We start from the raw sequence: 13,242 nt of genomic DNA, 5'->3' as shown, positions 1-13,242 counted from the left end.
CTCAGTGCTCCCCGAACTGGCGCACGCGCGGGTCGAGCAGCGCGAGCAGCATGTCGGCGATGATGTTGCCGACGATCAGCGTCGCCGACAGCACCATCATGAAGGTCGCCGTCACATAGACGTCGCCCACCGCCATCGAGCCGACGATCGCCGGCCCGACGGTGGGCAGAGCGAAAATGATCGCCGTCTCGATCTCGCCGGTCAGCATGTAAGGAAGCACCACGCCCTGATACATGACCAGCGGATGCAGCGCGTTGGGCACCGCGTGGCGCATGACGACGGCGCCGCCGGTCAGGCCCTTGGCTTTCGCCGTCTCGACATATTGCGCGTTGAGCGTGTCGAGCAGATTGCCGCGCATGACGCGCATGTTGTAGGCGAGCCCGCCGAAGGTCGCGATCGCCACCACCGGCCAGACGTGCTTGACGAGGTCGACGAACTTCGCCCACGACCATGGCGCGCCGCCATATTGCGGCGAGAAGAACGAGCCGATCTCCGACACGTTGAACTGGAAGACCAGCAGGTAGACGATGATCAGCGCCATCAGGAAGCGCGGTACCGTCATGCCGAGGAAGGAGATGGCCGAGAGCGTCGAGTCGATCCAGGAATACTGCCGGGTCGCCGCCCAAATGCCGAAGCTGATGCCCAGCACCGACGCGAGCAGATGGCAGACCAGCGCCAGGAGCAGCGTGCGCGGCAGGCGCTCGCCAACCACATCTGCGACCGGCTTGTTGTAATAGAGGCTGTAGCCGAAATCGCCGCGGGTGACGATGCCGCCGATCCAGTTGAGATACTGGACGGGCAGCGGCTTATCGAGGCCGTGTTCTTTCCGGTAGGCCTGCGCCTGCGCGTCGGCCTCGGCGTAGGAGGCCCCGCCCTGGTTGATGAGCTGCGATTTGATGTAGTCGGCATAGTCGCCAGGCGGCGCCTGGATGATGGCGAAAGTGACGAGGCTCAAGATGGCGAGGACTGGAATCGCCGACGCTATGCGCATGAGCAGGAATCGCAGCATGGACGGTCCGCTTCCTTCTTCTGGGCCGGTCGCTCCCTCGGGGTGCGTTCGGAGGTTCTGTTTGTCCGGCCGCGCCGCAACGCGGCCGGACTGTCTTCGTCAGGGGAGGTAAAGCTTAATCCATCGGTCCCTTCTCTCCAGGCTTGCCCGGAAGTTCCTGGGGAAAGAGCTCATACTTGGCCTGCTTGTCGGCCGCGACGAAAACGCGTTCGCGGACGATCGAATCTTCGGCCCAGTTGAACATGAAGATCGGCGTTCCCTGCGGAATGTTCGAGAAGCGCTTGTTGATGATCAACGCGCCCGGATATTCGGTCAGGCCGACATTGTAGACATGCTCGGTCGAGATCTTCTGGAAGTCTTTCATCAGGCTGGCGCGCTGGTCGTTGTCCTGCGTCGAGACGAATTTGTTGACGATGTCGACAAGGTCCCTCTCGAAGGGCATCAGGTCGACCTCGCCGCTTTCCGGCGCGCGGTGGTTCCAGCTGGTCTTCGGACCGACAGGGGCAAGCTGCTCGGTGTTCTGCACCACGGAAGTGAGCTCGGTGTCGTTGCGCCGGATCAGCCAGTCGAAGCGGCCGGAATATTCGGCGGCATCGCGTTGGGTGCCGTTGACCCCGTTGAGCACGATCCTCAGTCCAAGCTTCTCCATCTGCGCGACGACGCCTTCCGCAAGGCCCTTGTCGGTGGTGTAGTCGTTGTTGACCAGCATCACGATCTCGACATTCTTGCCGCCGGCAGTGCCGGCCGGGAAGTTTACGAAGCCGTCGCCGTCGGTATCCTTCAGGCCGGCCTTGGCGAGCTCGGCCTTGGCGCCTTCGAGGTCGAACGGATAGTAGACGGTCGACTTGCGGTCATAGAAGCTGGTGCCGGACGAGAAACCGCCCGGATAGATGGCGGTGAACGGCCCCTTGACCAGCGAATTGCCGAGCGCCTTGCGGTCGAGCGCCATGGTGACGGCCTTGCGGAAATCCTCGTTGCGGTTGAGCTCGCGCAGCGCCTGGCCGCGCTCGTCCGGATTGCCCCAGCCATTGGCGGAGAAGTTGAAGCGCAGATTGTAGCCGATGAGGCGCGGACCGAAGGCGAGCCGTGCCGGCGCGTTCTTCTCGGCGGCGCGCTTCAGCGAGGCGACGAAGTTTTCCGGCTGCTCGAGGTTGGAGAAGTCGCCCGAGCCTGCCACCGCCTGGACGTCGCGGTCGGCCCAGGTCGAGAGCTTGTATTGCAGCTCGTTGAGATAGGGCAGCTGGTTGCCCTTCTCGTCGACCTTCCAATAGTAGGGATTGCGCCGCATGACGATGATGTCGTCCGGCCGGTATTCGACCGGCACCCAGGCGCCCATCACCGGCATGTTCATGAACTCCGGCGGGAAGGCGTTCTTGAACTGGTCGTAGGTGTTTTTCGAATATTTCGGGTGCTGCGGCTTCAATATGTGCGCGGGACCTGGGCAGAAGGTGCCGTAGGCCATCGCATAGAGATACTGCTTCGGGAACGCTTCCTTGAAGGTCCATTCGACGGTGTAGTCGTCGATCTTCTTGAGCGTCGTGCCAACGCCGAAGGTTTCCGGCGTCGCGCCGTTCAACGGCGAAACGTTCGGGTCGACGACCTCGTCGTCCCAGTAGAACATGACGTCGTCGGCGTTGAAGGGCACCCCGTCCGACCATTTGGCGCCCTCGATCAGATGCATGGTGAGCTTGTGGCCGTCCTTTGACCACTCCCAGCTCCTGGCGAGGTTCGGCAGCGGCTCGGTGTCCTTCGCTTCGACCTGGAACAGCGGCGCCGTGCGCGTCAGGCATTCGGAGAGGCCGATGTCGATGCCGCCCCAGCCTTGCGTCTGGCCGGCGCCGTAGTTCCAGCCTTCCGGCCTGCCGCCGATGACATGCCGCATCGTGTCGCCATAGACGCCGATGCCGTCCGGCATGTTGGCGGTCTTGAAGACCAACGGCTCCTTGGGCAGCCTGTCCTTGACCGGCGGCAGCTTGCCGGTCTTGACGTATTTCTCCGTCACCCAGTCCGGCTCGTGATACTCGGGCAACGCCTTGAACTCCAGGATGGAGTCGCGCGCCACATAGTGGATCTTGCCCTCGGCCGGGAACGTTGCCGGCTCCGGCGGGATCGTCGGCTCGGATGCGAAAGCGTTGAGTGCTAGAACCGAAACGCCGAGCGTCAGTCCGGCGGCAATGCCAATCCTGCGTAAGGTCCTCATTGTCTCCTCCCAGTTGTTTGGACGTCTGTTGCTGCCCGCCTCTTGTTTCGGGACGGCTGAAGCGGCCGGACGTGCCTCCTGCGCGTCCGGCCTCGCGCCGAGTTTTCAGCCGGCCTGTTTCAGCGCCGCCTTTTCGGCGCGCAATTCCTCGATCGAGCGCACGTTGCGCCGCGCGGCCCCCGCCCATTCGCGGGTCTTGACCTTCGATTTCGCAAGCCGCTCCTTTGCTGCCGGAACGGCATGCGCGTATTGCGGCAGCCAGGCGGCTTCGGCGACCACCATCTCGTCGACCATCTGCCAGACCTCCTCCGGCGTCGACACCGCGCCGACCAGCGGGTCGTGCAGCACCGCGAGCTTCAATAGGTCGATGTCGCCGGCGATCGCCGCATGCACCGACATGCGCTGGACGTTGATAGAGGCCATGCAGGTGGCGGCGCAGGCTTCGGGCAGCGTGATGCCGGCGGCCATGTTGATGCCGAAGCGGTCGACGAAGCCGGGCGATTCGATGATGGCGTCCTGCGGCAGGTTGGCGATCACGCCGTTGTTCTTGACGTTGAAATGGCCGCGATAGACGCGGTTGGTCTCCAGCGCCTCCAGAATGTGGCTGGCATGCTCGTTCGAGCGCTTTGCGGGGTCGATCGGCTTCGACGCTGCTTCGAGGAACTGCAAATATTCGGTCTCGAACCAGTTGCGGGTCTCGGTCGAGTAGCGAAGGTAGCCCCCTGTCTCGCCGTGGATCCAGTCCGACATGTCGATCCAGCGCGTGATCTCGTCGGGGCGCTTGCGGTACCAGGGCAGATATTCCGACAGATGGCCGTTGCTTTCGGTCGAATAGACGCCGAAGCGCTTCAGCACGTCGATGCGCAGCTTTTCCTGTTTCGAATAGACCGGATGCGCCTCGAAGGCGGCGACCAGCTCGTCCTTGCCGATCGGCCGGCCGTTCAGTCGCAGTTCGATGAACCAGGTCTGGTGGTTGATGCCCGAACAGACATAGTCGAGCTCCCCGGGTGATTTCGCGCCGAGGACCTCGGCGATCTGCGCGGCGCCGTGCTGCACGCCATGGCAGAGACCGACCGTGTCGACCTTGCCGTATTCGATCGCGGCCCAGGTGTTCATCGCCATCGGATTGGCGTAGTTGAGGAACTTGGCACCGGTGTCGGCGACCTCGCGGATGTCCTTGCAGAAATCGAGGATCACCGGGACGTTGCGCTGGCCATAGAGGATGCCGCCGGCGCAGATCGTGTCGCCGACGCACTGGTCGATGCCATATTTCAGCGGAATGCGGATGTCGTCGGCATAGGCCTCGAGGCCGCCGACGCGCACGCAGCTGATGACGTAGCGCGCGCCCTCCAGCGCCTTGCGGCGGTCGGTCGTCGCCGTCACCTTGGTAGGCAGATTGTTCGCCTCGACGATCCGGTCGAGGATCGCCTTGATCATCCCGAGATTGTGCTCGCTGATGTCGGTCAGCGCGAATTCGATGTCCTTGAATTCGGGCACGCACAGAATGTCGGTGAACAGCTTCTTGGTGAATCCGACGCTGCCGGCGCCGATAATAGCGATTTTGAAGCTCATTACCTTCACCTCGATCCAATCGAATGCTAGGCAAGGAGCAGCAAGGGAGGACATGGCCGCACGCCAGCATGCGTGCTCGCCATTTCGAGCCGGAAATCCGGCTCTTTCTCCTCCCGCCCGCTCCTCGACCGCGGGTCTTTCCCGTTCTTGAGGAGCCGAATTATGCGCTTATTCGAAGGCGCGGCCAGAGAAGGATTATGCTTTCGAGGGTAATTTTGTGCTGCAGGACCTGATCGCGAACGGAAAGTTGATGCGGACGATCTCGCTGCCGCGCGGACGCCAGCGCCTGCATGCCATGCCGACCAGCACCGGCTACGAGGTGCGCGAGGACGAGACCTACGATTGGGACGGGCGCAAGCGCGGCCAGACCCCGTTCACGGTGCTCCAGCATACGATCAGCGGCACCGGGCAGCTGCGCTATGAGAGCCGCAACTACCGACTGCAGGCGAACGACACGCTGCTGGTGCTGGTGCCGCACAACCATCGCTACTGGCTGGCCAGAGGCGACCGCTGGGAATATTTCTGGATCTCGATGAACGGCGAGGAGGCGCTGCGCATCCACAAATCGATTCTCAGCGTCTCAGGCCCCGTCCTCCGGCTGCAGCCGGCGACCATCGATCACCTCGCCGATTGCAGCCTGCGCCTCATCAAGGGCGCCGCCTCGCCGGGCGCGGCGTCGGCGATCGCCTATGAGGCGGCGATGGCGCTCTATGACGATGTCTTCGGCTCGCACGCCTTCGCCGAGAAGCAGAGCGCGATGCAGCCGGTGATCGATCACATCAACGCCAATCTCGACAAGCCGCTGCCGGTGGCGGAGCTGGTCGAGATCAGCGGCCTCAGCCGCGCCCATTTCTCGCGCTGCTTCGCCGAGAGCGAAGGATTGCCGCCCGCCGAATTCGTCCTGCAGCAAAGGCTGCAGCGCGCCGCCAAACTGCTGACCAAAGCGGATTTTCTGCCGGTCAAAGAGGTCGCCGTGCTGTGCGGCTTCGAGGATGCGAATTACTTTTCCAAAGTCTTTCGCCGCTGCTACGGCATCACGCCGACGCAGTTCCGCACCACCGGCATGTATGCCAGCCTGGGCAATCATCGCTGACTACTGCCTGCGGTGGTCGAGCGCCGTCGATGCGGTGTTGACCGGGTCGGCTGCGGCGAAGGCGGCGTCGAGCTGTTCAGGCGTGCGCCGTCCGGCCCGCTTCCAGGCGACATATTGGACGATGCCGAAGCTCGGGCGCCGCGGCACGGTCTTCACCACCGGGATGCGGAACCCATCGCGGAATTTCTCCCAGCGCGCGCCAAGCACCGCTACCAGTTCCTCGAAGGTCGGCGGCGTCGCCACATCGGCGTAGGTGATGGTGACCTTGCCTGCCAGGCCCGCTTCGCGCGGTATCGGCACCGGGACCGAGGCGAGGTAATCGGGCGGCACGTCGATCAGCCCGCCGAAGGCCCATTGCTGGCGCAGTTCATCTGCTTTCATCGGCGCGACGTTGACGTCGATGTCGTTGGGCGTGCCCGGCACGCGATAGGGGCAGCTGAAGCGGCCGCAATTGGCCTTTGCCGAGAACTGCCAGAGCGCGTAGCCTTGCCAATTGCCCATCGGGAAATGCACGTCGATGTCCGGCTTGTAGCGCGCGTACCAGAGCGGCAACCTGGACAGCAGCCGGTAGGTATAACGGTTGTCGGCGATATACTCGGCGGTCTTGCCGTTCGAGTAGAGCACCGGGAAGCGGCCGAGGCGGCGATGCACCTGGCGCACGAATTCTTCCGCGTCCTCGAGCGACATCCATTGCGTCGAATCGATGCCTTCGATGTCGAGGGCTATGAGGTCGTCCGGTGCCGGCTCGGCGAAATCGACGAAATTGTTGGCCTGCTCGATCGGATTGCCGGGACGGGCAAGATGATAGGCTCCCCATTTCAGGCCGAGTGCCTTGGCCACCACCTTGCGCGTCTGGAAGAGCTCGCGCGTCACGGCGTAGCGCTTCCACAACGCCTTGCAGAGTTTGACGTCGGTCTCGCCGCCGAAGCAGAAATAGGGCGGCGGCAGCCCGTCGGAGGCCTTGTTGATGAAGCCGACGATGCGCTTGTCGGTGGCAAGCTCGGCCCAGTCGATGGAATTGTATTCGTAGGCGTCGATGACCAGCGCGCGGTCGGCATTCTTCCAGGGCTCGGAGAAATCCGAGGCCTTTGCCGCCGTGCCCAGCACCATCGCAGCCGCGAGAAGCGCCAGGCGGCGAAGAGGGCGCGCCGGCTTTTTCAATCAGGGTGTCCCCACTGACCAGAGGATGATCCTGAACCGCTATGGTTAAGGAAGTGCTTTCAAAGCCGATTAGGCGTTCAGCGCCGGAACAGCGGCTGCACATCGAACGGATCGGGCGCCGGCTCTCGCGGCAGCGTGCCTTCGGCCGCGCGCTTTTTGTGATGCGCCAGCGAGCACTGCGGCGAGCACAATATGCCGCGGTCCGTCCAATAGGCCGGTCCATGCTCCATCTTGCCTTCATGATACCAGAAGCCCGAGGCCCGATAGGGGAGGCCGCATTCGATGCAGCGATAGGCGTCAGGTCTGGCAAGCATGGGTATTCCGGTTCGCTTTGGTTCGTAATCGGCGGATGATACCAGCCGGATGTAGTTCGTCGTAGAAATTTTGAGCGATAATTGCAGCCTTGAAAGTTGGCCATGGCTTTCGCGATTTCGTCATTCTATGGCGGAGCAAGGAGCGAAGCGACGCGCGCAGACCATAGAATCCATTCCGTGACGTTGAGGCGCTTTCATGGTTCGGAATTCTGCTCCGCCGAGCCCCTCGCGCGAGGTCATGGAACGGATACTCGGGTCTACGCGTCCGTTGTGCTCCCGCTCCGCCCTTGGATGAGGAAGTCTAGGCTTGCAAAATCCGCGTGACAAAGTTTGACGTTTACGTAAAAAGGAGACGGCAGCCAACCCAAAGACGGATGGTTTAGCTGCGGCTGGAGTCGTACGATCGACCGGCCGGAATGGAGGAGGAGCAGCAGATATGTATAGCGCGCCGGTCGAGGACATCGCTTTCACGCTGAAGCATGTGGCCGGGCTGAAGCCTGCACTGGATGCCGGTACCTTCGGCGATCTCGGCGAAGATCTGGTCGACGCGATCCTGGCCGAGGCCGGCCGTTTCGCCAGCGAGGAAGTCGCGCCGCTCTACAAGATCGGCGACGAGCATGGCGCGGTGCTGAAGGACGCCGCGGTCACCACGCCGCCCGGCTGGAAGGAGCTTTACCGGCGTTGGATCGACGGCGGCTGGAACGCGCTGTCGGGGCCGGAGGAATTCGGCGGCCAGGGCCTGCCCACCATGCTCGCCGTCGCGGCGCTCGAAATGTGGAATTCGGCCGCCATGGCCTTCGGCATCGGCCCGACGCTCACCATGGGCGCGGTCGAGGCGCTGGACAAGCATGCCTCCGAAACGCTGAAGGCAAAATATCTTGCCAAGCTCGTCTCCGGCGAGTGGATGGGCACGATGAACCTGACAGAGCCGCAGGCGGGTTCCGACCTCGCGGCGCTGCGCACGCGTGCCGAGCCCGCCGGCGACGGTACCTACCGCATCTTCGGCCAGAAGATTTTCATCACCTATGGCGAGCACGATTTCACCGACAACATCGTGCATCTGGTGCTGGCGCGGCTGCCCGACGCGCCGACCGGCACGCGCGGCATCTCGCTGTTCCTGGTGCCGAAATTCCTGGTCGATGACGACGGCTCGCTCGGCGCGCGCAACGACGTCTTCTGTTCCGGCCTCGAGCACAAGCTCGGCATCCATGCCTCGCCGACCTGCACCATGATCTATGGCGACGGTTTTCAGGGCACGACGCCAGGCGCCATCGGCTGGCTGATCGGCGAGGAGAACAAGGGTCTCGCCTGCATGTTCACGATGATGAACAATGCCCGCCTTGCCGTCGGCATGCAGGGCGTGGCCGTTGCCGAGACCGCGACGCAGAAGGCAATCGCCTATGCCAATGAGCGCCGCCAGGGTAGGGCGTCGGACTATTCCGGGTCCGGCATGGCCCCGATCGTCCATCACCCGGACGTGCAGCGCAATCTCTTGACCATGCGGGCGCTGACCCAGATCGCGCGCGCAATCAGCTATTCCTGCGCGCACGCCATCGACCGCGCGCGCGTCGCCGAAGGCGAGGCCGCCGCCAATTGGCGCGACCGCGCCAATCTTTTGACGCCGCTGGCAAAGGCCTTTTCGACCGATGTCGGCGTCGAGGTCGCTTCGCTTGGGCTGCAGGTGCATGGCGGCATGGGCTTCATCGAGGAGACCGGCGCGGCAGCGCTTTATCGCGACGCCCGCATCGCGCCGATCTACGAAGGCACCAACGGCATCCAGGCGATCGACCTCGTCTCGCGGAAACTGCCGCTTGGCGGTGGCGACCATGTGCATCGCTACATCGGTGAGTTGAAAGCGGTGGCCGATGGCGTGCGCACGTCCAACATTGCGGGCTTCGGCCACACCGCAGACAATCTCGACCGCGCGCTTGCCGATCTCGACGAGGCGACGCGCTTCCTGCAAGAACTGATGGACGACGGCAAGGCCGATGCCGCCATGGCCGGCGCCACGCCCTATCTGCGCCTGATCTCGCTCGCGGCCGGCGGCGCCTATCTGGCACAAGGTGGGCTGGCCGACCGCGGCCGCATCGCGCTCTGCCGTTTCTTCGCCGAAAACCTGCTCGGCGAAACGCGCGCACTGAAGGAGCGCGTCGTCGACGGCGCCGAGAGCCTTGCTGCAGCCGCCCAGGCGCTGATCTCCGCTTGAGCATTCCGACATTCAAAGGACCGATTGTGACCGACCATATCCTCATCGAGCGCCGGGGCGCCGTGCAGATCATCCGCATGAACCGGCCGGACAAGAAGAACGCGCTGACGCGCGCCATGTACGCGAAGATGTCGGCTGCCCTTGCTGAGGGCGACGCCGATCCGGCGGTTCGCGTGCACGTCTTCCTCGGCGTGCCCGGCGCCTTTTCGTCCGGCAACGATCTCGCCGACTTCCTGACCGTCGCCACCGGCGGCGAAGGCGGCAGCGAGGTCTGGGACTTTCTTATGGCGCTGGCCAAGACGGAAAAGCCGATGATCTCGGGTGTCGACGGCATCGCCGTCGGCATCGGCACTACGCTCAACTTGCATTGCGACCTGACCTTCGCCACGCCGCGCACGCTCTTCCGCACCCCCTTCGTCGATCTCGGTCTGGTGCCGGAGGCGGGTTCCAGCCTGCTCGCGCCTCAAATCCTCGGCCGCCAGGGCGCCTTCGCGCTGCTCGGTCTCGGCGAAGGCTTTTCGGCCGAGCGCGCCAAGGCCGCCGGCCTGATCTACGACGTAGTCGCGGAAGACGCGCTTGAGGGCGCGGTGCTTTCCGCCGCTGCCGAGATCGCCGCCAAGCCGCCGCAGGCGCTGAAGATCGCCCGCGATCTGATGCGCGGCTCCCGCGAGGAACTCGTCGCTCGCATCGAGATCGAAAGCGAGCATTTCCGTGAGCGGTTGACGTCGGACGAAGCGCGCGCCGCGCTGACGGCTTTCGTGACTCGCAAGAAATAGTTCGCGCTGGGCCGGGTGGGTCGAAGCGCCGGCAGGGTAGAAATCCGTTTACCGGTGCTCGGTCGCGATGCGGATACCGAGGCCGATCAGCACCATTCCGGTCACGCCCTCGATGGCGCGGCGGATCGGTGGGCGGCGCAGGAAATCCCCTGCCTTGGCGACCACGGTCGCGTAGAGCGCGAGCCAGGTGAAGGTCATGACGGCGAAGACGGCGCCGAGGCCGAGCAGCGCCGAAAAACTTTCTCCGCCGGGAGGCACGAACTGCGGCAGCAGGCTCGCGAAGAACACCGCCATTTTCGGGTTGCCGAGATCGCTGATCAGCCCCTGGCGATAGGCGCTCGCCGCGGTCAGCCGCCGAGCCGGCCTGGCGACGGTCGCCATGTCCTGCCCGAGGGACGGCCGCATCGCCTCCTGCAGCGCCTTGAAGCCGAGATAGACGAGATAGGCCGCGCCCGCATATTTGACGGTAAGGAACAGCGGTTCCGAGGCGACGAGCAGCGCTACGATGCCGGCGCTGGTGGCCAGCGCCCAGATCGTCTGGCCGCTGGAGATGCCGAGCGCGGTGAACACGCCCGCCATGCGCCCGCCAAGCAGCGTGTTGCGAATGGTGATGGCGGTGTCGCGTCCAGGCGTGGCAAGCACGATGAACGAGACACCGAGAAAGGCCAGGAACAGGCTCATGCGTCTCTCCTTTTTGCGGCCAAGGCAGCTGCGAGCGCCATCCTCACAACCTCAGGGATAAAGCCTGGTCTTGTCCCAGCCGCCCTGGGCATTGCGCGAAAAGACGACACGGTCATGCAGCCGGAACGGACGGTCGTGCCAGAACTCGATCGTCTGCGGCAGGATGCGGAAGCCGGACCAGTATTTCGGCCTGGGGATGTCGCCGATCGCGTAGCGCGCCGTGTATTCGGCCACGGCCTTCTCCAGCGCGAAGCGGCTTTCCAGCTGCCGCGACTGTTTGGAGGCCCAGGCGCCGATGCGGCTGCCGCGCGGCCGCGTCGCATAATAGGCGTCGGCCTCGGCGTCGCTGACGATCTCCACCGGCCCGCGCACGCGCACCTGGCGGCGCAGCGATTTCCAGTGGAAGCACATCGCCGCCTTCATGTTGCCGAGAATCTCGTGGCCCTTGGCGCTCTCGAAATTCGTGTAGAAGACAAATCCCTTTTCGTCGAACCCCTTGAGCAGCACCATCCGCACATCCGGCATGCCGTCGGCGTCGACGGTCGCCAGCGCAACGCCATTGGGGTCGTTGATCTCGCTTTTGGTGGCGTCTTCTAGCCATGCGGCAAAAAGCCGGAACGGCTCCGCTGCATCGGTGAAGTCACTGGTTGTTAACTCGGTTTCGTTCATAGTTTTCCAAATTTTTAACGTTGCGGGAGGAGTTCGCCGATTGTCGCGTATCGCGCAAGCTTTTGACAGCGGGCAATGGAGCGTTATTGCTTCGGCCAGTGCCAAGGCTGCGCTGCTGATATTGGCGCTTCCACTCACGGCCTGTGGCGCCGGCGGCTTCAGCCTCGAGAAGGCCGAGGTCGACCGCTCGATCGTCACCGCCAGCGCCCCTTCCGCGCCTGCCCAGCCGGCAAGCAGCGACAAGGATTCCGACCAGACCACGATCGGCAATGCGGTCTCCTCCGCCGACATTGAGGAACTCGGCGGCCAGGCCGTGCCATGGGCCAATGCCGGCACCGGTTCGCGCGGTGCGATCACCGAACTGGTGGAGCTCAAGGATGGCGGCCTCAACTGCCGCCGCTTCACCGCCACGCGGGAGAGTTTCGACGGCGTTGCCCTGTATAAAGGCGAGCTCTGCATGGCCGGCGCCGGCGGTTGGCGCATGCAGGAATTCAAGGCGCTCTGATCTGGTTCGGGGGTGCTCTGATTTTCGCCAGCCAATCCCTCTTGCGCCACTGGAATTTCTTCCTATCCGAGCGCATATAGGGGGCACCGTGGATTCATCTTCTCTTACAGGCAGGAAGCATGCGCGACCCCTATGAGGTGCTGGGCGTTGCCAGGAACGCATCGGCCAAGGAAATAAAATCGGCGTACCGCAAGCTCGCCAAGCAGCATCATCCGGACCAGAATCCGAATGATCCGAAGGCGAAGGAGCGTTTTGCCGCCGCAAACCAGGCCTACGAGATCGTCGGCGACGAGAAGACGCGCGCCGCTTACGATCGCGGCGAGATCGACGCCGACGGCAAGCCGAGATTCCAAGGCTTCGAAGGCGCGGCCGGCGGCGACCCGTTTGCCGGCTTCCGCCGTCAGCAGGGTCCCGGCGGCGCGCATTTCGAATTCCGCACCGGCCGTCCGGGCGGCGATCCCTTTGACGGCAACAGCGACATTTTCAGCCAGATCTTCGGCGATGCCTTTTCCGGCGCGCGCGGCGCTGGCCGTGGCGACCGCCGCCAGCCGGTTCAGGCGGCTGACCTGAACGTCACGCTGGACATCACCGTCGAGGAGGCCGCCACCGCCGAGAAGGTGACGGCGATGTTCCCCGACGGGCGCAAGATGGCGGTCAAGCTGCCGACCTATGTCGAGGAAGGCCAGACCATCCGCCTCAAGGGCCAGGGCGAGCAGGGGCCTGGCCAGCCCGGCGACGCGCTGGTCAAGATCCACATCCGCCGCCATCCGCGCTATCGCATCGAGGGCCGCGACCTGCATGTCGACCTGCCCGTCGATCTGGCCGACGCGGTGCTCGGCTCCAAGGTGGCGGTCGAGACGCCGACCGGCAAGCTCGCGGTCAACGTTCCGGCATGGTCGAGCTCGGACAAGGTATTGCGCCTGAAGGGCAGGGGTTTGCCGGAAAAAGCAGGTGGCCACGGCGACCTTTATGCCCATGTCCGGCTAATGCTGCCGGAGGGCGGAGATGCCGATCTCGAAGCCCTGATGCGCGATCGAAAAGGCTGATCGAGGCGGT

Annotated in this window: 12 protein-coding genes; 5 read left to right on the top strand and 7 right to left on the bottom strand. The window is 64.0% G+C overall.

Annotation, left to right across the window (positions count from 1 at the left end; translation table 11 throughout):
* Position 1: 1 nt before the first annotated feature.
* The 3 genes from P9236_RS04210 to P9236_RS04200 form a co-directional block, all read right to left on the bottom strand.
* The gene (locus tag P9236_RS04210; protein WP_278073336.1) at positions 2 to 1,009 is read right to left on the bottom strand and encodes an ABC transporter permease; all 1,008 of its coding nucleotides are present in this window, start codon (positions 1,007 to 1,009) and stop codon (positions 2 to 4) included.
* 115 nt (positions 1,010 to 1,124) lie between these two features.
* Positions 1,125 to 3,209, bottom strand: a complete 2,085-nt coding sequence (locus tag P9236_RS04205) for an ABC transporter substrate-binding protein (protein ID WP_278073335.1) — start codon at positions 3,207 to 3,209, stop codon at positions 1,125 to 1,127.
* Positions 3,210 to 3,314: 105 nt separating this feature from the next.
* Entirely contained in the window at positions 3,315 to 4,781 is a 1,467-nt protein-coding gene (locus P9236_RS04200) for an alpha-glucosidase/alpha-galactosidase (RefSeq protein WP_278073334.1), read from the bottom strand.
* A 250-nt stretch (positions 4,782 to 5,031) separates the two neighbouring features.
* Here P9236_RS04200 and P9236_RS04195 point away from each other — a divergent pair, with 250 nt between their 5' ends.
* A complete protein-coding gene (locus tag P9236_RS04195) occupies positions 5,032 to 5,874 on the top strand; it encodes an AraC family transcriptional regulator (protein WP_278073333.1) in 843 nt (280 codons plus the stop codon).
* On the opposite strand, the gene P9236_RS04190 is transcribed toward P9236_RS04195, so the two are convergent.
* Together P9236_RS04190 and P9236_RS04185 are read right to left on the bottom strand one after the other, a co-directional pair.
* Positions 5,875 to 6,984 (bottom strand): glycoside hydrolase family 25 protein, encoded by a 1,110-nt coding sequence (locus P9236_RS04190; protein WP_278073541.1) that lies wholly within the window; start codon positions 6,982 to 6,984, stop codon positions 5,875 to 5,877.
* 128 nt (positions 6,985 to 7,112) lie between these two features.
* Positions 7,113 to 7,349, bottom strand: coding sequence for a hypothetical protein (locus P9236_RS04185; protein WP_278073332.1), 237 nt, complete (start codon positions 7,347 to 7,349; stop codon positions 7,113 to 7,115).
* Between the two features lie 436 nt (positions 7,350 to 7,785).
* Between P9236_RS04185 and P9236_RS04180 the strand changes: the two genes are divergently transcribed.
* Positions 7,786 to 9,555, top strand: coding sequence for an acyl-CoA dehydrogenase (locus P9236_RS04180; RefSeq protein WP_278073331.1), 1,770 nt, complete (start codon positions 7,786 to 7,788; stop codon positions 9,553 to 9,555).
* Between the two features lie 26 nt (positions 9,556 to 9,581).
* Positions 9,582 to 10,331, top strand: a complete 750-nt coding sequence (locus P9236_RS04175; protein ID WP_278073330.1) for a crotonase/enoyl-CoA hydratase family protein — start codon at positions 9,582 to 9,584, stop codon at positions 10,329 to 10,331.
* A gap of 48 nt (positions 10,332 to 10,379) precedes the next feature.
* Here the strand turns inward: P9236_RS04175 and P9236_RS04170 are convergent, their stop codons facing one another.
* Positions 10,380 to 11,012 (bottom strand): LysE family translocator, encoded by a 633-nt coding sequence (locus P9236_RS04170; protein WP_278073329.1) that lies wholly within the window; start codon positions 11,010 to 11,012, stop codon positions 10,380 to 10,382.
* A gap of 51 nt (positions 11,013 to 11,063) precedes the next feature.
* A complete protein-coding gene (gene pdxH / locus P9236_RS04165; RefSeq protein WP_278073328.1) occupies positions 11,064 to 11,681 on the bottom strand; it encodes a pyridoxamine 5'-phosphate oxidase in 618 nt (205 codons plus the stop codon).
* Positions 11,682 to 11,721: 40 nt separating this feature from the next.
* Here pdxH and P9236_RS04160 point away from each other — a divergent pair, with 40 nt between their 5' ends.
* Positions 11,722 to 12,186 (top strand): RT0821/Lpp0805 family surface protein, encoded by a 465-nt coding sequence (locus tag P9236_RS04160; RefSeq protein WP_278073327.1) that lies wholly within the window; start codon positions 11,722 to 11,724, stop codon positions 12,184 to 12,186.
* 119 nt (positions 12,187 to 12,305) lie between these two features.
* A complete protein-coding gene (locus P9236_RS04155) occupies positions 12,306 to 13,232 on the top strand; it encodes a J domain-containing protein (RefSeq protein WP_278073326.1) in 927 nt (308 codons plus the stop codon).
* The last annotated feature ends 10 nt before the right edge of the window (positions 13,233 to 13,242 follow it).

Source organism: Mesorhizobium sp. WSM4884, from assembly GCF_029625675.1.
GTDB lineage: Bacteria > Pseudomonadota > Alphaproteobacteria > Rhizobiales > Rhizobiaceae > Mesorhizobium.
The sequence above is the reverse complement of the archived record's forward strand: the minus strand, read 5'-3'. Positions and strand labels throughout refer to the sequence as shown.